The sequence below is a fragment of the Arthrobacter sp. GmRoot5-12 genome (assembly GCF_059739365.1).
On sequence record NZ_AP046056.1, the window covers coordinates 63,341 to 83,614 of the forward strand.

The following is a 20,274-nucleotide window of genomic DNA, read 5'->3' on the forward strand; positions in this document are numbered from 1 at the left end:
CTGGCAGTTACCGCTAGTTGGCGGAGATCTGGCGCAGCACGTACTGCAGGATGCCGCCGTTGCGGTAGTAGTCCGCTTCACCCGGCGTATCGATGCGCAGGACGGCGTCGAACGACTTCGAGGAGCCGTCCTCGGCGGTGGCGGTGACCTTCAGGGTCTTGGGCGTGGTGCCCTCGTTCAGGGCAGTGACGCCCTCCACCGAGAAGGTTTCCGTGCCGGTCAGGCCCAGGCTGGCAGCGTTCTCCCCGGCCGGGAACTGCAGCGGCAGGACGCCCATGCCGATCAGGTTGGAGCGGTGGATGCGCTCGTAGCTTTCGGCGATGACAGCCTTGACACCCAGCAGGGCGGTACCCTTGGCGGCCCAGTCACGGGACGAACCGGAGCCGTACTCCTTGCCGGCCAGGACCACCAGCGGGGTGCCGGCTGCCTGGTAGTTCTGCGCGGCGTCGTAGACGTAGGCCTGCGGGCCGTCAGCCTGGGTGAAGTCGCGGGTGAAGCCACCCTCAACACCGTCCAGGAGCTGGTTCTTGATGCGGATGTTCGCGAACGTACCGCGGATCATCACCTCGTGGTTGCCACGGCGCGAGCCGTAGGAGTTGAAGTCCTTGCGCTCCACGCCGTTGGCCAGCAGGTACTGGCCGGCGGGGGTGTCGGACTTGAACGAACCGGCCGGTGAGATGTGGTCGGTGGTGACGGAGTCGCCGAGCTTCAGCAGCACGCGGGCGCCGGTGATGTCCTTGACCGGTTCCGGCGTCGCCTGCATGCCCTCGAAGTACGGGGGCTTCCGGACGTAGGTGGAGTTCGGATCCCAGGCGAAGGTGTCGCCAGCCGGGGTGTCCAGTGCCTTCCAGCGGTCGTCGCCGTCGAAGACGCCCTCGTAGCCCTTGGCGAACATTTCCTTGTCGATCGAGGAATCGATGACCTGCTGGACCTCAACGGGGTTGGGCCAGATGTCCTTCAGGAAGACGTCGTTGCCGGCCTCGTCCTTGCCGAGCGCGTCGGTCTCGAAGTCGAAGTCCATGGAACCGGCCAGGGCGTAGGCGATGACCAGCGGCGGGGACGCCAGGTAGTTCATCTTGACGTCCGGGTTGATCCGGCCTTCGAAGTTGCGGTTGCCCGACAGGACGGCGCTGACGGCGAGGTCGTTGGCCTGGATGGCCTCGGAGATCTCGGGTTCCAGCGGGCCGGAGTTGCCGATGCAGGTGGCGCAGCCGTAGCCCACGATGTAGAAGCCGAGCTTCTCCAGGTAGGGGGTCAGGCCGGACTTTTCGTAGTAGTCGGTGACAACCTTCGAACCCGGGGCGACTGAGGTCTTGACCCACGGCTTGGCGGTGAGGCCCTTTTCGACGGCGTTGCGCGCCAGGACGGCGGCGGCCAGCATGACCGAGGGGTTGGACGTGTTGGTGCATGACGTGATGGACGCGATGGTGACCGCGCCGTGGTCCAGCTCGAACTCGCGTCCGTCAGCCATCTTCACGGGAACCGGGCTGGTGATCCGCCCGGCGCCGCCGTGGGCCGCCGAATACTTCGGCGGTTCGCGGTCGGTGTCGGAGACGTGGGTTCCGCCGGAGGTGAAGGACGGGGCGTCGGAGGCCGGGAAGCTCTCTTCGAGGGACTCGTCCAGGGTGCCCGCGTTGGCGTCATGGGACACGTAGTTCTTGAGGTCGTGGCGGAACTCGTCCTTGGCCTCGGTCAACTCGATGCGGTCCTGCGGGCGCTTGGGGCCTGCAATGGACGGGACAACGGTGGACAGGTCCAGCTCCAGGTACTCGGAGAACTTGATGTCGCGCGACGCGTCGTGCCACAGGCCCTGTTCCTTCGCGTACGCCTCCACGAGGGCGACGTTCTGCTCGGAGCGGCCGGTGAGGCGCAGGTAGTCCAGGGTGACGTCGTCGATCGGGAACATGGCAGCCGTGGAGCCGAACTCCGGGCTCATGTTGCCGATGGTGGCGCGGTTGGCCAGCGGCACCGCTGCGACACCCTCGCCGTAGAACTCCACGAACTTGCCCACCACGCCGTGCTTGCGGAGCATCTCGGTGATGGTCAACACTACGTCGGTTGCGGTGGCGCCGGCGGGGATGCTGCCGCTGAGCTTGAAACCCACAACGCGCGGGATCAGCATGGAGACGGGCTGGCCGAGCATGGCGGCCTCGGCTTCGATGCCGCCCACGCCCCAGCCCAGCACGCCCAGGCCGTTGACCATGGTGGTGTGGGAGTCGGTGCCAACGCAGGTGTCAGGGTAGGCACGCAGGACGCCGCCCACTTCGCGGGTCATGACGGTGCGGGCCAGGTACTCGATGTTGACCTGGTGCACAATGCCGGTTCCCGGGGGAACCACCTTGAAGTCGTCGAATGCGGTCTGGCCCCAGCGCAGGAACTGGTAGCGCTCACCGTTGCGCTGGTATTCGATCTCCATGTTGCGCTCCAGCGCGCCGGAGTTGCCGAAGGCATCGATCTGGACCGAGTGGTCGATAACCATCTCGGCCGGCGCCAGCGGGTTGACCCGCTTGGGGTCGCCGCCCAGTTCCTTGACGGCTTCACGCATCGTCGCCAGGTCAACCACGCAGGGAACGCCGGTGAAGTCCTGCATGATCACGCGTGCCGGCGTGAACTGGATTTCTGTATCGGGCTCCGCATTCGGATCCCAGCCTGCCAAAGCGCGAACGTGATCGGCAGTGATGTTCGCGCCGTCCTCGGTCCTCAGCAGGTTTTCAAGCAATACCTTGAGGCTGAACGGAAGGGCTTCTGCACCTTCAACGGAGTTCAACCGGAAAATTTCGTATTCGGTTCCGGCTACATTAAGTTTGCCTTTTGAACCGAAGCTGTCCACAGTGCTCATCGCAGGACTCCTCTCGCAACAGTTTCATCTTTGTCGCGCGGTTGACCGCCTGCTAGTTAGGACGCCCTAAGTAGTTACAGGGCCCGAAAATTGCACACGGCCGGCCGAGAATTCGGGCGCGACGTGGGACTACTACGGTCATCGTAGTCCAAAACCGCGGCCGCATCACGGAGCCGGAGCCAGCAGTGCCACGGTCTCAAGGTGGTGGGTGTGGGGGTACAGGTCGAAGGCCCGGAGGCCGGCGAGGTCCCACCCTGAGCGGCGGAAGTAACCCAGGTCACGGGCGAACGACGCCGGGTCGCAGGACACGTAGGCAATGGCCCGGGGCTGCGAGGCAACGAGTTGGCCGACGACGGCTTTCCCGGCTCCGGCCCTGGGCGGGTCAAGGACCAGGGCGTCGAAATTCCGCGGCTTCTGGCGCAGGACCCGTTCCACGCGGCCCTGGACCACCTCCACCTGCGGCGCGGAGTGCAGGTTTTTCCGGGCGTCGCGGCTGGCGCCGGGCGCTCCTTCGACCGAGAGCACGGACCCGGTCTCCCCCACTGCGTCGGCCAGGACAGCGGTGAAGAGCCCGGCTCCTGCGTAGAGGTCGGCCACCACGGCTCCGGGGTGGAGGAAGTCTCCATGCCGGAGGAATTCTGTGACAGCCCCCACAAGTGTCCCGGGCGCGTCGCGGTGGATCTGCCAGAAGCCCTCTCCGGTAACGCGGAAATCGTGTCCCTCGGCGGACTCCTGCACCCAGGTCCGGCCGCGGAGCTGTGTCACGTCACCGGTCAGCGCATCAAAGGCCGCCACGGAAACGTCCCCCGGCACTTCCGCAGCAATTGCCCTCAGCCGTTTGTCCTTTGTCCCGGGCGCGGGCGCAAGGAGCACCAGGGGCCGGGAAGCGTTGGCCGGAGCGGCCACCTCAACCCGCTCGATGCCCTGGAGGTCCAGGTCCCACAAGCGCAGCGCGTTGATGGCGCCGCTGGCCAGGGGCATCTCCCGCACCGGGATGATCTGGTTGGAACGGTGAGCGTGCATTCCCAGCCTGCCGCCGGGGGTGACCGAAAAGCTGGCCCGTGTGCGCCACCCAAGGCCGGTGCCGCCGTCGTACTTTTCCCCTACCGCCTCCACGCTGCCCGCCCAGGCGGCGGGCAGTTGCTCAAAGCCGGCCAGCCGGGTGAGCTGTTCGGCCAGGACATCCGCCTTGAGGCTGCGCTGCCGGGCCAGTGTCATGTGCCCGAACTCCGCACCCCCCACAGGCGGGTGGCCGTGGCCCCATGCCCGGCGGGAATCCGCAGGATGCCAAAAGTGCTCCACCCGGTCGGGGGAAGCCTCGAGCACCTCGATGACGTCCGCCCGCCAAAACTTGGCGTCGTCCGCTGCATCGGTCAGCCGGACCCGGACTTTCTCTCCCGGGATGGCGTGCCGGACAAAGATGACCCTGCCCTCATGCCGCGCAACACAGTGCCCGCCATGGGCCACGGGCCCGACGTCGAGGACCGCCTCTTCGCCTGCATGCCCGGCAGCGTCCGGTGCCTGCGGCGCGGCTGTTGAAGTTCTTGCGGTCACTGGACGTCCTGGAGGTTCTTTGCTTCTTCGGATGATTTGAGCTGCCACGGAACACTGGCCACCATGACTCCGGGTTCGAAGTGCAGGCGGGTCTTGATGCGCAGGGCGGTCTGGTTATGCACCAGCTGCTCCCACCACTTGCCCACCACGTATTCCGGGATGTAGACCACGATCAGGTCCCGCGGGGAGTCCAGGCGCATTTGCTTGATGTACTCCATGATGGGCGTGACCGTCTCGCGGTAGGGGCTGGCCAGGACGGTCAGCGGGACCGGGATTTCGAGCTTTTCCCAGTCGGCGATGGTGTGGGCCGTTTCCTCCGCGTCGATGTCCACCGTTATGGCGTCCAGCCGGGAGGGCCGGGACGCACGGGCGTAGGCCAGCGCACGCAGGACGGGTTTGCGGACGTGGGACACCAGCAGGACGGCGTGCACCCTGGTGGGCAGGGCCCGGGGTGAGGAGTCCTCATCCACCGCGAGTTCCTTGGCCACGTTGTCGTAATGCGCCCGGATGCTCCACATGATCAGGAAGAGGACGAACATGGCCAGGAGGGCGATCCAGGCGCCCTGTTCGAACTTGGTGATGAGGACGATGACCAGCACCAGCCCGGTCATGCCGAAGCCGATGCTGTTGATGGTGCGGGACTTCATCATCCGGCGCCGGACGGCTTTGTCCTTGGCAAGCTTCAGCTCGCGCCCCCAGTGCCGGATCATGCCGAGCTGGCTGAGGGTGAAGGAGATGAAGACGCCCACGATGTAGAGCTGGATGAGCTTGGTGACGTCCGCGTCGAACGAAATGATGAGCACCAGGGCGCCTGCCGCGAGGGCAAGGACACCGTTGCTGAACGCAAGCCTGTCGCCCCTGGTCCGGAGCTGGCGGGGAAGGTAGCCGTCCTGGGCCAGGATGGAGCCGAGGACCGGGAAGCCGTTGAAGGCCGTGTTGGACGCGAACACCAGGATGACGCCGGTGGCCGCCACCACGATGTAGAACGGGATGCTGCCCGGGCCGAAGATGGTCTGGGCAATCTGGCTGATGGCCGGGTTCTGGACGTATCCCTCCGGCAGCGGGTTCCCGTCGAGCAGGAATTCCGTGGCCGGATCCAGCACGATGTGGACCTTGGTGGCGTTGGCCAGGTAGATGATGCCGGCCAGCATCGCGGCGCCGATCACCCCCAGGAGCAGGAGGGTGGTGGCCGCATTCTTGCTCTTTGGGTGCCTGAAGTTCGGCACGCCGTTGCTGATCGCTTCCACGCCCGTAAGCGCTGCGGCGCCGGAGGAGAAGGCCCGGAGCAGCAGGAACGCGCCGGCCAGGCCCACCAGGCCCTGGTCGAAGCCTTCCGTGGGGACGATGGTGAAGGCCGCCGACGGCGCCTCCCCCAGCTGCCCCGTTGCGGCCTGGAACACGCCCACCGCGGTCATGCCCAGGATCGATGCCATGAAGATGTAGGTGGGGACGGCGAATACGCTGCCCGCTTCCTTGATGCCGCGCAGGTTGACCAGGGCAAGGATGACGACGCCGATGGTGGCGATGACGGCCTGCTCACCGTGCAGTGACGGTACAGCAGTGGTGAGGTACGCCGCTGCCGAGGACATGGACACGGCAACGGTCAGGACATAGTCCACCAGGAGGGCCGAGGCTACCGTCAGCCCGGCGTACTTGCCGAGGTTTACGTTGGCGATCTCGTAGTCGCCGCCGCCCGACGGGTACGCGTGGACGTTTTGCCGGTAGGAAGCGACAACGGTCAGCAGGACCACCATCACCGCCAGTCCCACCAGGGGCGAGATCGCCACGGCGCTCACACCTGCCAGGGCAAGGGTCAGGAGGATCTCGTCCGGCGCGTAGGCTACGGAGGAAAGGGCGTCGGAGGCGAAGATCGGCAGTGCGATCTTCTTGGGAAGCAGGGTATGGGCCAGCCGGTCGTTCCGGAACGGCCTGCCCACCAGCACGCGTTTGACGGCGTTCAGTATTGTCAACACCCCACAAAGCTAGTCTGAATCGCGGACGATGTCATGACGGGCCCCGGCCGGGCCTAACCAGGGCCGTGCCGGTAGAGTTCTAGCTGCACGATCCTGACTTACATATGGAGGAGATACGGTGGCGCATTTCGTGATCATGGGATGTGGCCGGGTGGGGGCAACGCTGGCGCACACGCTGGAGGATGCCGGACATTCCGTGGCCATCATCGACCAGGACGACCGCGCCTTCCGCCGGCTCCGCCAGGGCTTTACCGGACGGAAAGTCACGGGCATTGGCTTTGACCGGGACACCCTCAAGCAGGCCGGGGTGGGCGAGGCCTATGCCTTCGCCGCGGTCTCCAGCGGGGACAACTCCAACATCCTGGCCACCCGTGTGGCCCGTGAGACCTTCCACGTCCCGCACGTCGTCGCAAGGATCTATGACCCGGGTCGCGCCGAGATTTACCAGCGCCTTGGCATTCCCACCGTGGCGGCCGTCCGCTGGAGCGCCGACCAGGTGCTGCGCCGCATCCTTCCCGAACAGCACCTCGCGGGCGACTTCCGGGAGCCCTCAGGACGCCTGGTCCTGGCCGAACTGGACCTCGACGCCGGCTGGATCGGGCACCGCATCAGCAGCATTGAGAAGGCTGCCGATGTGCGCGTGGCGTACCTGACCCGCTTCGGCGAGGGCCTGCTGCCCGACGCCGGAACCGCCTACCAGGACGGCGACACCGTGCACGCCATGCTGCAGGTGGACCGCAGCGCCCAGATCGCCCAGATCCTCGCCAAAGCCCCCGCCAAGGAGTATCAGTGAAAGTCGTTATTGTCGGCGCCGGCAGCGTCGGATCGTCCATTGCCCGCGAACTGCTGGCGCACAAGCACGAAATCCTCCTTATCGACCTCAAACCGGAAGTGATCGGGCGCAGCGGCCTGCGGGGCGCCCACTGGCTGGTGGGTGACGCCTGCGAGCTCTCCACCCTGCAGGGCGCGAAGGTGGAAGACGCCGACGTGGTGGTTTCCGCCACGGGCGATGACAAGGTGAACCTGGTGGTGTCCCTGCTGGCCAAGACCGAGTTCGGGGTTGGCCGGACGGTGGGCCGGGTGAACAACCCCAAGAACGACTGGATGTTCAACGATTCATGGGGTGTCGACGTCGCCGTGAACACCCCGCAGCTGATGACGGCCCTGGTGGAAGAGGCAGTGGAGATCGGCGACCTGGTCCGGCTGCTGACGCTTCAGACGGGCGTGGCGTCGCTGGTGGAATTCACCGTCCCGCATGATTCGCACGTGATCGGCATGACCGTGGGCGACATCCACTGGCCGGAGGACGCCACCCTGGTGGCGATCCTGCGGGACCAGGCACCCATTACCCCCAGCCGCGACGACGTGATCGACGGCGGCGATGAACTCTTCTTCGTCACCACCATCGCCGCCGAGGACCGGCTGCGGGAGCTGCTTTCCTCCGCACCCGGCAGCATCGACACCGCCGGGATCAACGGTGGAGAGCAGGCGGGCAGCAGCGCCCAGCCGGCCACCGCCAGCGGATACGGCCCGGTCCCGGAGGACGACGGCTTCGACGGCTAGGTCCGCCGCTGCCCGGGGAGAGGCGGGGCGGCCTGGCCGTCAGGCGGGCTGGTCTGTGCCGGCTTCAGGCTCCGCCGGGGCAGGCCGGGTCACCAGCCAGGCCACCCAGACGCCCAGGATGTACAGGGGGGCGCCCATAATGAGCCGTGTGGTGGCGAGGGCGGCCAGGCCGTCGGTGCCCATCAGGTAGAGGGGCACCTGCACAATGAGCCGGAGCGCCAGGACGCCCACGATGATCCAGGTGCCCAGGCGGTACGCCTTGACCCGGTCAGGTTCCTTACGCCATTCCACGCCCTCGTTGCGGATGAAGCCAAAGAGGAGCCCGGCCACGGGCCACTTCACGGCAATAGAGATGACCATCGCCAGGATGTAGGCGGCGTTGGTGAAGAAGCCGGGGAGGTAGAAGTCTTCGGCCTTGCCGGTGGTGTTGGCCAGCCAGGCGGAGATGCCGACGCCGACAATCCCCGCCAGGGCCTGGGTCAGAGGCCGCCGCTGTATCAGGCGGACAACGGTGAACACGGCTGCCGATGCCAGGGCGGCCACCAGTGACAGCGTGAGCTCGCGGGTGATGGTGAACGCCACCAGGAACACCAGGCCGGGAACGATGCTCTCGGCAATTCCCTGCACTCCCCCGGCGCTGCGCAGCACGTCCACCTGCCCGTCGTGGGTGCGGTGGAGTCCCGCTTTGGCGGCGTACCCGGCGGCGAGGCCGGCAACGGGCGATGGACCGGGAGCCTGCGGCCTGCCCTGCTGTTCTCTGCCCGGATGTGCAGGGCCGGACGGCTGTTCGGGCTCTTGCGCGGTCATTCGTTCTCCTGGCGGGACAGTATCTCGTAGCGGGGATTGAATATGGTGGGCATGTCTTCGCCCCGGGCCAGCATCCCCTCAACCCGGATCCGCGCGCCCGCTTCGATGCCCGGCACGCGGCGGCGGCCCACCCAGACGACACGGAGCCGGGGCGGCCTGCCCCGCTTCGGACCAGGGGCCGGACGTTCGGCGTCATCCTGGGACAGGATGGCACTGAATTCCGGGGTCCGGTCGGCAGGAACAAAGGTCACCGATTCAATGTGCCCCTGGCACATGACGCGTCCCTTGTCAGGAAGTTGCTCCAGTGGGGTGATCCGGCCGGACGCATGGACCGGGTTGTTGTGGGGAGACTCAGCCGATCTGGGTAATTTCGGGACCACGTTCGGGCTCCTCCAGGGTGGGCGCGGCGGGCGGAGGAGTGGCGGAGGCGTCCTTCGGCAGCCTCAGCTGCAGGAGGTCCCGCGGGGGCATGGGGCTGTCGCCACGGACCACTACGACCTGCCGGAACAGTGCTTCGAGCGGTTCCGCGGCGGGGCGTTCCAGCGCCGCAGGTCCGCCCAGGACGCCGCGCAGGAACCAGCGGGGACCATCGACGCCGATGAACCGGGCCACGCGGTAGCCCTGGCTCCCGTCCGGGAGCCCGGCAGGCAGCTTGGCCACCAGCTCGGTACCGAAAGCCCCTTCCACCTCTTCAACCTGGCCGCCCTGCGCACCGACCGACTGGCCGATCTGTTCGCGGATCTCATCCCACAAGGTCTCGGTTTTGGGCGCTGCAAAGGCCTGCAGCTGGAGGCTGGAGCCGTCCAGGTCCAGGGTCACCGCCACCACGCGCTGTGTTGCCTCCTCGACTTCGAGGCGGAGCTGAAGGCCCTCGCTGGGCGTGATCAGCAAGGCACCAAGATCCACATAGCCGTCGCGGCTGCTGATCTCGGCCTCATCGAAGGGGCCGTCCTGGCGGCGGGCGGCGGTGGCGGATCCGCTTTCTTCGCCGTCCGCAACCGTGAGCTCGTCGGCCGGCTCTGCCGGCTCTTCACTCTTTGCTTTCCTGCCGAACCCAAAGACCATGGGTGACTCCTTAATTCTGGAAAAGTGCCAGTCCTGAAACCTGCCGGCGAAACTTTGGAGGTTCCGCCGTCGTGCATGCCGGCGTGGCTGCGGGTGCAGCCTAAAGGTCAGGCTCCGGGGACGCTGAACCCGCCGGTGGAACCGAAGCCTCCGGTGCCCCGCACGGATCCGCTCAGTTCGCTGACAGGAATGAATTGGGCGTGCTCCACCCGCTGGATAACCATTTGGGCAATTCTATCGCCGCGCCGGAGCTCAATGGGCTGGGACGAATCGGTGTTCAGCAGTGTTACCGAGATCTCGCCCCGGTAGCCCGCGTCAACGGTGCCGGGGGCGTTCACGATCGTCAGGCCATGCTTGGTGGCCAGGCCGGAGCGGGGGTGGATCAGCGCCACGAACCCATAAGGAAGGGCAATGGCCACGCCGGTGGGGACCAATTTGCGCTCACCGGGCATCAGGACCACGTCCTCGCGGGCGCGGAGGTCTGCGCCGGCGTCGCCCGGATGTGCGTAGGACGGTGCTTCCAGCTCAGGATCCAGCATCTTCAACTGGACCTGCAGGGTGGGAGCGGCGGTGGCGGGCAAGGCTGCGTCCGGGACAAGGTCTACCGTGGCGGGATGATCAGTCACAGTCACTCACTCTAACCCGCGCCCCCAAATCACTCCTAGGGAGACTCCCGGGGAGGCCGGGCTACAGAGCCTGTCCCAAGGTGAAATAGCCGGCCAAAGGTGGAAAGCTTGGGCTATGCCCGATTCAAGCTCGCCTGCGTCCGTTCCCAGCACACCCTCTGCCGGGACACCTGTTGTCTACAGGGAGAAGCTGTGGCCCAACGCCTGGATCTGGATCATCGCGGCCGGCGTCTCCGCAGCGGGCATCCTGGTTTTCGCCCCCATCAGCATGGCGGCAGGCTACACCGCGGCATTGGTGCTTTTCGCCATCATCGCGGTCCTCCTGGTTGTTTCCACCCCCGTCATTTCGGTCACGGCTGACACCCTCACCGTTGGAAGGGCCACCATCGAACGCCGTTTCGTCGGCGCTGTGCAGCAGTTCAAGGCCGGGGAGGCGACCGCGGAACGGGGCACCCGGCTCAACGGACTCGCCTACCTGTGCATCCGCGGCTGGATCGATCCCGTCGTAAAAATCGAGATCACGGACCCCGCCGACCGGACTCCCTACTGGCTCGCCTCGACCCGCCATCCGGACCAGCTGACGGCAGCCCTGACGCGGCACTGACGCCGCCGGGGCCGCCGGTCCTTGCGCCCGCACGCACCTTTCGGGCCTGCTTCCAGCGGAAAATGACGGCGCGCCCTGCTCCTTGAGCCAATTCCCCGCCGCCGGGTGGCAGAGTTTCGATTGATAGTAATGCCAGGGTGGAGGATTTGTATGCAGGATCTACGGCTTGTAGGCGTGCACGACGACGGGACGCATCTCCTGTTAAGCGGGCCCGGCGGCGAGATGTTCCAGCTGCCGATCGATGAGGCCCTCAGGACGGCCAGCCGGTCCACGGCCAGGCCGCGGACGGAGAGGCCGGCCGTTCCCATGTCCCCCCGGGACATCCAGGCACGGATCCGTGCCGGTGCCACGGCTGCGGACGTCGCCGAGCTGTCCGGGATGCCGCTGGCCAAGGTGGAGCGTTACGAGGGCCCTGTCTTGGCGGAGCGCGAATATGTTGCCCAGCAGGCGCGGAAAGTTGAAGTCGCGGCGCCTTCCCCCGGCCACGACGTCTACCGGTCCGCCTTCGGCGACAACCCGGCAACGCTGGACGACATGGTGGCCCACCGCCTGTCCGCGCACGGCATCGACCCCTCAACCGTGGAGTGGGACTCGTGGCGGCGCCAGGACGGTACCTGGACTGTCTCAGCAAGTTTCGAAGCCAAGCCCGGGGGTACCTCGGGAATTGGCGAAGAACCTCCTGCACTGTGGACCTTCAGCCCGGCACGGAAGTCCCTGCAGAACACCAACCGCTGGGCGCAGCAGCTGAGCGAACTTGAACCGCTGGACGGGCCCGTTCCTGCCCGCCGCCTCACCGCGGTTTCCGACCGCCCCTTTGATTTCGAGACGGACGCGGATGCGTCCAGGACGTCGCCGGCCGGCCAGGGAGTGCCCGTGCAGGATTCCGGCAAGGAATCCGACGGCCTCCTTGACATGCTCCGCTCCCGCCGCGGCCAGCGCCTGGGCGTAGATGAGGATTCCGACGACGCACTGGCGCTGCTGCTGACCCATGGCGTGCCCGCTGCCCACCCGCGCCCTTCCGAAGTGGCAGCTGAACCGGAGGCCGGGGAGACGGAACCGCAGGATGACCAGCGGGATGCGCCGGCAGCCCAGGGCGACTCCTTCATCAGGCGCAGGGACACCAGGCCTTCCATGCTGTCGAGGCTCAGCATCCTTCCGCCGCACCGTGACAGCCACGATGATGCGCTGCGGCTTCACGACGGCGTCAGCACCGACACGAGGGAAATCACCATTGCGGCGTCCCCGCAGAAGCCCGCCGGTCCGACTCCCGGGGCTGGTTCCGGAACTTCCGGCGGCGCCGGGCTGGACGAGCTGCTGGGCAGCAATCCCCGCCGCCCGGCGGCGAAGCAGGAAGACGCTTCCCCCTCCACCGGACAGCTGCCGGAGACTGAGGCGCCGGAACGGCCCGCACGGCCCAAGCGGTCCAGCGTACCGTCCTGGGACGAAATCGTTTTTGGCACGCGGAGCGACTAGAAGCTCCCTCCCCGCACCGATGATGGCATTGGCCGCGTTACGCACGGGCGCGTGCTAGGCTCCCCACCACACGGCCGCTTCACATAGCGCAATCACCAGGAGGTCTGCGGTGCCGGACACAACCTGCCACATGTCCATCTCCCTGGACGGTTTCGTCGCCGGGCCGGACCAAAGCCGCGACAACCCCTTGGGTAGACGGGGCATGGAACTGCATGCGTGGCACCTGGGCGACCCCCGGGCTAACGACGCCGACAAGGTGGCCAGCGAATGGCTTATGCGCCCGCGCGGCGCTTATGTGATGGGGCGGAACATGTTCGGCCCTATCCGCGGAGACTGGGACGGGGAATGGAGCGGTTGGTGGGGAACCGAACCGCCCTACCACGCGCCAGTGTTCGTCCTCACGCATCATGCCCGCGACTCCCTCCAGATGGAGGGCGGGACGACCTTCCATTTCATCACCGACGGCTTCGATGCCGCCTACGCTGCCGCCCGTGACACCGCCGGGGACAAAGGCGTGGACATCGCCGGCGGGGCGTCTACCGTCCGGCAGGCGCTGATCGCGGGAGTAATCGACGAACTCACCCTCGACATCGCGCCGGTGCTGCTCGGGTCAGGGGAACGGATTTTCGACGGCGTTGAATCCTTCGGCTTTGAACCCGCCGAAGTGCTCCACTCGCCGCTGGCAACGCACATCCGCTATCGCCGCGTGCACTGACGGCCTCAACGTCTCCGTACGGCGACATGCTCCAAAGGCTCAAGCGCTGAGGTACTCCTGAAGTGCCTCTTCGAGGAGGCTTCGTTCGCCGGGCAGGAACCCGGGTGGCCACTTTGGTGGTTCCCAGTCCTGGTGTTCGCTTGTGTAGTGGCGGCCTGTGGGTGAGGTCCAGCCGGGTGGTTCGTTCGTGCTGGCCGGCGTGGGTCTCCAGCCGGTGGTGTGCCGGAGCCGGTGGTGCTTCGGGCAGGGCTGTCCCAGGTTGCTGATGCCGGTGGTGCCGCCGTGGTGCCAGGCGAGAAGATGGTCGGCCTCCGTGTCCAGGGAGGTGTTGCTGCAGCCCGGGAACGGGCATTTCCCGTCCCGCAACCGCAGCCAGGCCCGCATCGCCCGGGGAACCCGGTAACTCTTCCGGCCGATCTCCAACGGCGCCCCGTCCCGCGGATCCACCAGGACCCGGTAGAACGAGGCCGCCCCGTCCGCGACCAGTCGCCGCGCCATCGACGCCGGCACCGGACCATACCCGTCCAACATCGCCGGCTCATCCGTCAGGCCCATCAGCGCGAACACCGGAACCGTAACCAGCACCTCGGCGCGGACCGGCGACGGCCGGTGGCCAGTTCCCGATGCAGCGCTGGTCCCGCTCCTGCTGGTGCTGCCGCCCCGGGTATTACCGCTGCCGAGGATCGCGGCGGTGAAACTGTCCGCGCGCAGCTGGGGCCTGGTCCTGTCCTCGCCCGGGCCCTGCAGGCCCCGTGCGGCAGCGGTGAGCCGGTTCCACCCAGCCTGGGCCTGGTCCGCGGGCAGGTACGCGCCCAGCCACGCCATCCCGTCCCGGTCCGGCCGGAACTCCACCCGCCGCTCCGCCACACCCCTGGCATGCCGCTTCTCGATCGATTCGGCGTGGTGGCGCTCCCGCCAGGTCCGGGCCTTGACCCGGAACCGGTGCGCCGGCAGCTCCCCAACCGGGCAGCCCCGGGCCGCGGGAAGGGCGTCCGGGTCCGGTGTATCGGGTGGCAGGAAATGCGCCTCCAACGCCGCCGCCCCCGCCGCATCAAGGGACGCCGTTTCGTCGGCCAGCACTATCGCGTGCTGCCACGACAGGGTCCCGGACTGCAGCGCCTGCAAAGTCCGCGGCAAGCTGCTGGTCAGGGCGTGGGAGGTGGCCAGGAACGACGCCGCCGCCCGCGGACCCAACGCCAGCACGCACCCGATCTCCGCCGTGACCGCCATCTCCTGCGCCACCACCGGCGCCCCCGGCCCCGCCACAGCATGCGCAGCCTCCGCGTACGCCACCGCAGCCTTCGCCTTCACCCCCGCAACCCGCGCCTCCACCTCCCGGGCCCCTGCAAGAATCTCCAAGCACCCATCCGCCAAACCGGCCAGCGGATCAACATCCGCGAACGCCTCCAGACCCGCCCCATCCACCTCAGCCTGAAGCACAGCAAGGGCAGTACGGATCTCCTCGAACGCCCTCACCACCGCCGCCTTCCCCATAAACCCATCATGACAAGGGGGTCCGACAATCAGAGCTGGCCACCTCAGTTTCAAGGGCAGCCCCGCTTCAGGGGTTTCTTTGACGAAGAGGGTGGGGCTAAGCCCCTCGGCTCCCGCCGGGTCCGCCGGAACCGCGCCAGAGGCAGGCGTCGACGTCGAACGGCAGCAACTGGTCCTGCTGGGCCATCAGGTTGGCGCCGTGGGCCGTCACCCGCCGCATGAAGTGGCGCCGGCACAGCGTTTCGTAGCCCACTACGGGTACATGCCCGGCGTCCGGGGCGGCGGCAGCCTCAACCACCATGTCCACGTCACCCACCACCACCTGCGCGCCCTCGGTGACCATGACGCCGTCGACCGTCCTGGCGTTGTGCGTTGCACGCCGCCCGCACCAGCACAGCGCCTCCACCTGCAGCACCTGAACCCGGTCGGCAAGCTCGATGAGCCGCTGCGAACCCGGGAACAGCCGGGTGCGGAAGTCGGCCGTGATGCCGAAGGCAAAGACGTCGACGTCGATTTCGTCCACCACCTTGGCCAGCTGCTCCACCTGCTCCGGGGAGTAGAACTGGGCCTCGTCGCAGATCAGGTAATCCACACGCTGGCCCTGGGTGCGGCGAAGCATGACTTCTTCCCAGAAGTCGGTGCTGTCCAGCACCTCCACGGCGTCCGTCTCCAGGCCCAGGCGGCTGGAGATCCGGGACTCTCCGGCGCGGTCGTTGCGGCTGAAGCGGACGCCGCCGCGGCCGCGGGCCCGGTGGTTGTAGTCCATCTGCAGCGCCAGCGTCGATTTGCCGCAGTCCATGGTGCCGGAGAAGAAGATGAGTTCAGCCACGCCGGCGGTTCCTTCCTTCGGCGGTGAAGCAGAGCAGCGGGACCTCCCGCTCCGCCTTCGTCAGCGAGCCGTGTTGGCCCACCACTTCCATGGCGGTGGGTCGCATCCGCCGGCCGTCATAAAGTGCGACGGCGTCACGCGCCGCGATCATCACGTCACCGATCCTGCCCGCAACAGTGGGACGGACGTCACCAAAAAGTCCCCCGGCAACGGCTTCCTGGCGCGTAAAGGCCCATACCCGGTCGCCGAACCGCGCCTTCCAGGCGGCAAGCAGCCGTTCCGCTGCCCCCGCACCGGCTTCCAGGTCCGCCTCCTCCAGGTACAGGTGCACCATCCGCGGTTCACCGGCCGTATGGCGCACCCCGTCCACCAACCCGGGGTCGGTGGAGAAATCAATCCGCTGGGATTCCGGGACGTCCAACATGCCGTGGTCTGCGGTGAGCACAATGGTGGTGCCGGCGGGAAGGGTGGAGTTGAGCCGTTTGACGGTGGAATCGAGCTCCTCCAGCTGGTGTTCCCACTGCTCGGAACGGCAGCCGTGGCGGTGGCCCGCCTTGTCCAGTTCGTTGACGTAGAAGTACATGAGGGACGGGCCGGAGGCCGCCATGGCCTCGGCCGCGGCCGCGGTCCGCGCATGCGCGGTTATCCCGGAGATGAACCTGCCGCCCCGCAGCGCGGCGCGGGTCATGGGCGAGCCGTCGAACTGGGAGAGGCTGACGGTGCTGACGTCCACCCGTTCGGCGATCTGTTCAAACACCGTGGGGAAAGGCTGCCAGGTGGACGGGTCGACGCCCGGATCCCAGTTCCCCAGCAGATTGACCACCTTGTCCTGGTCAGGGTCCAGGACGTCGTAGCCCACCATGCCGTGCTGGCCTGGCGGAAGTCCGGTTCCAAAGCTGGACAGCGCCGCCGCCGTGGTGGAAGGGAAGGCGGAATCCAGCCACACGGGGACCTCGCCCTGCCCCGTCTGGATCACGGACCGCAGGAAGGGCGTGTGGGCCGCCTTTTGCTTCAGCAGGTTCCTGCCCAGGCCATCAGCCAGTACAACGCAGACCCGGGACGCGTCCGGTAGCCCAAGCGTATTGGTAAAGCCCTCCACGCCGAGGCTTGCCGCGGCGCTGGTGAGGACTTCAGCCACGGAACGCTGTCCGTAGGCGGGAGGGGCTGGAAGGTCGGGCGTGCGGCCGATGGTTGGGGTTTCCTGGATGGCGCGGTGGCGGTCTTCCGGCATCTCAGCGCTGCTGGTGCCCGCGGCTGAGCCGGTTGCCGAACACCCCGGACCGCGTCCGCGGACCCATGGACTGGGCGTGGGTTACGGGAGCCGCGGAACCGGTGTTGACCGCCCGCAGGGCCCTGGCGAAGAGCTTGGCGTCCTGTACTGCCTGCAGCCCGTCTGCCTCCGCGCTGATGCGGAGCACGATGTCTTCCTGGGCGATGGTTCCGGTGTAGCCGTGGTCAGCTTCGCACTGCGGATCGCCGCAGCTGGCCGGACCCATGTCCAGTCTCTGGCCACCGGACCATGCAATGGACAACGTGAGTTCCCGGACGGGGTCGGAGGGCTTGTAGTTCTGCGGTTGGGCGTACATGTAGCTCAGGACCACGGACCGGATCTGGGCCACGGGAACGGACTCGGTGGAGATCTGGGCGACGATCTGCTCCCCCGCCTCGTCCAGTTGCTGGTCGTCCACGTGGGTGATCACCAGCATGTCCGCGGTGAGGACCAGCACGGTGATGTGGCGGCGCACCTCTGCCCGGTCGAAGTGGGTTTCCAGGTGCACCAGGTGGGCCACGCAGTCCCGGCCGTCCAGTGCGTCGTCGACGACGTCGGAGACCAGGCGGGGGTAGAAGCCGGCCTTCTGCAGCGCGTCTTCCAGGCTCTGGCCCTGTGTTCCGTGGTTGTGTGAGCTGTGCTGGCGGAGTGCCTGGTTTTCATTGCCGGGCGTTTCGGGCGCCGAAGCGGGAGGCTGGAAGCTCATGCCCCCATTTTCACAGATCGTCCGGTCACTTGCTAACCGCGTCAGCCCAGCATGGCGCGGCGGGCACTGTCCGTGCGCTGCGCGGCGTTGCCGATGCGTACGTCAGCGGCGAGGATGGTGGCCCCGGCGGTGCCGCACAAAACCGGGTTGAATTCCACCAGCGCGATCTCCGGGTGGTTGTCCTTCATCCAGGCCAGCCTGGCGGCCAGGTCCTCCAGCGCAGGGACGTCGACAGCCGGCAGGCCCTGGTAGCCGAAGAGCTTCCGGGACGCCCGCGGAGCTCGGATGAAGTCGTGCACGTCCGCCGCGGAGAGCGGCGGAACCCGGTGTGACCAGTCGTCCAGGAGGTTGACGGCGTCGCCGGCGAGGCCGAAGGAAATGACCGGGCCCAGCAACGGATCCTCGATGGCACGGAAGGTGCAGGCCTGTCCCACCGGCGCCATCGCCTGTACTTCCAGGGCGGGATCACCGTAGGCCGCGAGCGCGCGCCGCATCTGCACCACGTTTTGGCGCAGTGATTCGGCGTCCTCAATGCCAAGCCTGACCCCGCCAAGGTCAAGCCGGTGCCGCAGCGCGGGGTCGGTGGTTTTCAGCACCACCGGCCAGCCCAGCGCACCTGCCGCTGCCACGGCCTCGTCCGGTGTGGTGAATCCTGCAGAGGGCAGGACTGAGATGCCGTAATGCTTCAGCAGCGAAGCAGCCGCGGCCGGGTCCAGCTGCTTGAGCTGGTCGCCCGTGACGTCCCCGAGCAGGGCGTCCAGCTCGGCCTCCGCCTTGCGGGGGTCGCAGCCGGCGGGTTCGACGAAATGCCCCTGGTCGCGGCCGGCCCACTCCGCATAACGGACCACGGCAGCGAGCGCGGCCACGGCAGCCCCGGGGTTGGAAAAGCAGGGGACGGTACAGCCCTCCGCTCCCACCAGGCCCTCCACGTTGATGGCGGGGTCCAGGATGCCGGTGAAGGCGGCCACCACCGGCTTCCCGGCAGTGGCTGAACATTCGGCCAGGACCTGCGCCACCGCGTCGGCAGTCAGCCCGCGGGCAGGCAGCAGCGCGGCGACGGCGGCGTGCACGGCATCGGAGGCCAGGGCGTCAAGGAGGGCGGTCCGCAATGCGGGCAGGGCCACCGACTGGCCGGCATCAAGGTCCAGTCCCGAAACCACCCGGGCAACGCCCAGCCCGTGCGCGGCGGCACTGTCCGCCACCACGTTGCCCAGCGCCTGGGAATTGCTGAAGATGGCGACGTCGGCTCCGGCGGGCAGTGGCTGTCCGGACACCACCTGCGCCACGTCCACCAGCTGTTCCACGGTTTCCACGCGGATCACGCCCGACTGGCGCAGCATGGCATCCAGCGCCCCGGCCGGTGCCTGGGTGGTCCGGACGGCATGTCCAGGCGGCAGGCGGAGCCCCATGGTGTCCGACTTGGCCACTATGACCGGCTTGGTGCGGGCCAGGCGCCGTGCGATGCGGGAGAACTTGCGCGGGTTGCCGATTGACTCCAGGTAGAGGCCTACGGCGGAGGTGTCGGCATCGTCTTCCCAGTACTGCATCATGTCGTTGCCAGAGACATCCGCCCTGTTGCCTGCCGAGAGCAGGCTGGACAGTCCCAGCCGGCGCCGGGCCGAGGCGGCGTAGAGCGAGACGCCGATGGCGGCCGACTGGCTGAACAGGCCCAGGCCGCCGCGCAGCGGCATGGTGGGCGCCATCGACGCGTTCAGCGACACGTCCGGGTGAGTGTTGGCGATGCCCAGCGACGCCGGGCCGATCACCCGCATCCCGCTGGCCCGGGCCTGGCGCACCAGGGCGCGCTGCCGCAGCAGGCCCCGCTCGCCGTCGTCGGCAAAACCTGCCGAGGCGATCACAACGCCCTTGACGCCCGCTGCCGCGCACTCCGCCACGACGCCGGCCACTTCCTCGTAGGGAACGGCGATGATTGCCAGCTGGACGGGCTCGGGGACTTCGGAGAGCTTGCCGTAGGACATCATCCCGGCCAGTTCCAGCGCCTCCGGGTTGATGGCGTACACGGACCCGTGGAAGCCGCCCTCGATGATGTGCTCCAGCAGTTGGTACCCCACGGTGCCCCATTTGCGGCTGGCACCGATGACGGCAACGGACGACGGCGCCAGCAGGTCCCGGACGCTCCTCGCCTCGGCGCGGTGCTCGCGGGATTCCATGACGGCGCGCGATTTTTCGGTGGGGTCGATATTGAACTCGAGGCTGACGACGCCGTCGTCGAAATGGCGCTTGACGTCGTAGCCGGCGTCGGAGAAGACCATCAGCATCTTGCGGTTTTCCGGCAGCACCTCGGCGGTGAACTTCCGGATCCCGTTTTCATGCGCGGCGGCGGCAAGGTGCTCCAGCAGGATGGAGCCGATTCCCCGGCCCTGGTGGGCGTCGGAGATGTTGAAAGCAACTTCGGCCTCCGTGGGATCGGCAAGCCGGTCGTAGCGGCCGATGCCGACGATTTCGCCGCGGATGGTGATGACGAACGCCACCCGGTCCTTGTAGTCCACTTCGGTGAAGCGCCTGAGCTCCTTGGCCGACAACCTGGCCTTGAACGCAAAGAAGCGCATGTAGATTGAATTCTGCGACTGTCCGGTGTGGAAGGCCTGCACGGCGTCCGCGTCCGACGGATGGATGGGCCGGAGATGCGCTGTCCCGCCGTCACGCAGGACGACATCGGCTTCCCAATGTTCCGGATATTCGCCGTCCCCGGGCTGATCCACCATAGGCTTAGCCTAGCCAAAAACTATCGCAGC

At 67.4% G+C, this 20,274-nt stretch carries 17 protein-coding genes; 5 read left to right on the forward strand and 12 right to left on the reverse strand.

The genetic code is table 11. The features are described 5' to 3' along the window. Window positions 1-13: 13 nt before the first annotated feature. The 3 genes from AC6JAM_RS00325 to AC6JAM_RS00335 form a co-directional block, all read right to left on the reverse strand. Window positions 14-2,839 carry an aconitate hydratase gene (locus AC6JAM_RS00325; protein ID WP_056393627.1) on the reverse strand — a complete coding sequence of 942 codons (2,826 nt, stop codon included), beginning with the start codon at window positions 2,837-2,839 and terminating at the stop codon, window positions 14-16. Between the two features lie 165 nt (window positions 2,840-3,004). Continuing rightward, on the reverse strand, window positions 3,005-4,393 hold the full coding sequence (locus tag AC6JAM_RS00330; protein ID WP_495635592.1) for a class I SAM-dependent RNA methyltransferase: 1,389 nt from the start codon (window positions 4,391-4,393) through the stop codon (window positions 3,005-3,007). After that, entirely contained in the window at window positions 4,390-6,366 is a 1,977-nt protein-coding gene (locus tag AC6JAM_RS00335; protein WP_043425214.1) for an APC family permease, read from the reverse strand. The genes AC6JAM_RS00330 and AC6JAM_RS00335 overlap by 4 nt, the downstream gene beginning before the upstream one ends. Window positions 6,367-6,484: 118 nt before the next feature. Here AC6JAM_RS00335 and AC6JAM_RS00340 point away from each other — a divergent pair, with 118 nt between their 5' ends. Together AC6JAM_RS00340 and AC6JAM_RS00345 are read left to right on the forward strand one after the other, a co-directional pair. After that, a complete protein-coding gene (locus AC6JAM_RS00340; RefSeq protein ID WP_018770736.1) occupies window positions 6,485-7,159 on the forward strand; it encodes a potassium channel family protein in 675 nt (224 codons plus the stop codon). Continuing rightward, window positions 7,156-7,929, forward strand: a complete 774-nt coding sequence (locus tag AC6JAM_RS00345; protein WP_144599637.1) for a potassium channel family protein — start codon at window positions 7,156-7,158, stop codon at window positions 7,927-7,929. The genes AC6JAM_RS00340 and AC6JAM_RS00345 overlap by 4 nt, the downstream gene beginning before the upstream one ends. A gap of 39 nt (window positions 7,930-7,968) precedes the next feature. On the opposite strand, the gene AC6JAM_RS00350 is transcribed toward AC6JAM_RS00345, so the two are convergent. The 4 genes from AC6JAM_RS00350 to dut form a co-directional block, all read right to left on the reverse strand. Then, window positions 7,969-8,736 carry a DUF3159 domain-containing protein gene (locus tag AC6JAM_RS00350; protein ID WP_018770734.1) on the reverse strand — a complete coding sequence of 256 codons (768 nt, stop codon included), beginning with the start codon at window positions 8,734-8,736 and terminating at the stop codon, window positions 7,969-7,971. Then, the gene (locus AC6JAM_RS00355; protein WP_346656251.1) at window positions 8,733-8,987 is read right to left on the reverse strand and encodes a single stranded DNA-binding domain-containing protein; all 255 of its coding nucleotides are present in this window, start codon (window positions 8,985-8,987) and stop codon (window positions 8,733-8,735) included. The genes AC6JAM_RS00350 and AC6JAM_RS00355 overlap by 4 nt, the downstream gene beginning before the upstream one ends. Before the next feature lie 100 nt (window positions 8,988-9,087). Next, window positions 9,088-9,801: a DUF3710 domain-containing protein gene (locus AC6JAM_RS00360; RefSeq protein WP_018770732.1), complete on the reverse strand. Its 714-nt coding sequence runs from the start codon at window positions 9,799-9,801 to the stop codon at window positions 9,088-9,090. Window positions 9,802-9,908: 107 nt separating this feature from the next. After that, window positions 9,909-10,427, reverse strand: a complete 519-nt coding sequence (gene dut / locus AC6JAM_RS00365) for a dUTP diphosphatase (protein WP_018770731.1) — start codon at window positions 10,425-10,427, stop codon at window positions 9,909-9,911. Between the two features lie 115 nt (window positions 10,428-10,542). Here dut and AC6JAM_RS00370 point away from each other — a divergent pair, with 115 nt between their 5' ends. The 3 genes from AC6JAM_RS00370 to AC6JAM_RS00380 all read left to right on the forward strand — a co-directional run bounded on the left by AC6JAM_RS00370 (window position 10,543) and on the right by AC6JAM_RS00380 (window position 13,219). Continuing rightward, window positions 10,543-11,031 (forward strand): DUF3093 domain-containing protein, encoded by a 489-nt coding sequence (locus AC6JAM_RS00370; RefSeq protein WP_018770730.1) that lies wholly within the window; start codon window positions 10,543-10,545, stop codon window positions 11,029-11,031. 150 nt (window positions 11,032-11,181) lie between these two features. Continuing rightward, window positions 11,182-12,504, forward strand: a complete 1,323-nt coding sequence (gene sepH / locus AC6JAM_RS00375; protein WP_134164373.1) for a septation protein SepH — start codon at window positions 11,182-11,184, stop codon at window positions 12,502-12,504. 109 nt (window positions 12,505-12,613) lie between these two features. Then, window positions 12,614-13,219: a dihydrofolate reductase family protein gene (locus tag AC6JAM_RS00380; protein WP_497933752.1), complete on the forward strand. Its 606-nt coding sequence runs from the start codon at window positions 12,614-12,616 to the stop codon at window positions 13,217-13,219. Between the two features lie 39 nt (window positions 13,220-13,258). On the opposite strand, the gene AC6JAM_RS00385 is transcribed toward AC6JAM_RS00380, so the two are convergent. The 5 genes from AC6JAM_RS00385 to AC6JAM_RS00405 form a co-directional block, all read right to left on the reverse strand. Continuing rightward, on the reverse strand, window positions 13,259-14,713 hold the full coding sequence (locus AC6JAM_RS00385; RefSeq protein WP_497933753.1) for an HNH endonuclease signature motif containing protein: 1,455 nt from the start codon (window positions 14,711-14,713) through the stop codon (window positions 13,259-13,261). 97 nt (window positions 14,714-14,810) lie between these two features. Beyond that, window positions 14,811-15,542 (reverse strand): thymidine kinase, encoded by a 732-nt coding sequence (locus AC6JAM_RS00390; RefSeq protein ID WP_018769693.1) that lies wholly within the window; start codon window positions 15,540-15,542, stop codon window positions 14,811-14,813. After that, on the reverse strand, window positions 15,535-16,773 hold the full coding sequence (locus tag AC6JAM_RS00395; protein WP_497933754.1) for an alkaline phosphatase family protein: 1,239 nt from the start codon (window positions 16,771-16,773) through the stop codon (window positions 15,535-15,537). Before AC6JAM_RS00395 ends, AC6JAM_RS00390 begins: the two co-directional genes overlap by 8 nt. A gap of 1 nt (window position 16,774) precedes the next feature. Next, window positions 16,775-17,518 (reverse strand): DUF5998 family protein, encoded by a 744-nt coding sequence (locus AC6JAM_RS00400; RefSeq protein WP_018769691.1) that lies wholly within the window; start codon window positions 17,516-17,518, stop codon window positions 16,775-16,777. Between the two features lie 41 nt (window positions 17,519-17,559). Then, window positions 17,560-20,244: a bifunctional acetate--CoA ligase family protein/GNAT family N-acetyltransferase gene (locus AC6JAM_RS00405; protein WP_497933755.1), complete on the reverse strand. Its 2,685-nt coding sequence runs from the start codon at window positions 20,242-20,244 to the stop codon at window positions 17,560-17,562. Window positions 20,245-20,274 lie beyond the last annotated feature (30 nt).

What these genes read in the sequence shown, in the direction of transcription:
- AC6JAM_RS00325 (WP_056393627.1), bottom strand. Translation starts at nt 2,839, where the DNA reads ATGAGCACTGTGGACAGCTTCGGTTCAAAAGGCAAACTTAATGTAGCC.
- AC6JAM_RS00360 (WP_018770732.1), bottom strand. Translation starts at nt 9,801, where the DNA reads ATGGTCTTTGGGTTCGGCAGGAAAGCAAAGAGTGAAGAGCCGGCAGAG.
- AC6JAM_RS00350 (WP_018770734.1), bottom strand. Translation starts at nt 8,736, where the DNA reads ATGACCGCGCAAGAGCCCGAACAGCCGTCCGGCCCTGCACATCCGGGC.
- AC6JAM_RS00405 (WP_497933755.1), bottom strand. Translation starts at nt 20,244, where the DNA reads ATGGTGGATCAGCCCGGGGACGGCGAATATCCGGAACATTGGGAAGCC.
- AC6JAM_RS00395 (WP_497933754.1), bottom strand. Translation starts at nt 16,773, where the DNA reads ATGCCGGAAGACCGCCACCGCGCCATCCAGGAAACCCCAACCATCGGC.
- AC6JAM_RS00385 (WP_497933753.1), bottom strand. Translation starts at nt 14,713, where the DNA reads ATGGGGAAGGCGGCGGTGGTGAGGGCGTTCGAGGAGATCCGTACTGCC.
- sepH (WP_134164373.1), top strand. Translation starts at nt 11,182, where the DNA reads ATGCAGGATCTACGGCTTGTAGGCGTGCACGACGACGGGACGCATCTC.
- AC6JAM_RS00370 (WP_018770730.1), top strand. Translation starts at nt 10,543, where the DNA reads ATGCCCGATTCAAGCTCGCCTGCGTCCGTTCCCAGCACACCCTCTGCC.
- AC6JAM_RS00400 (WP_018769691.1), bottom strand. Translation starts at nt 17,518, where the DNA reads ATGAGCTTCCAGCCTCCCGCTTCGGCGCCCGAAACGCCCGGCAATGAA.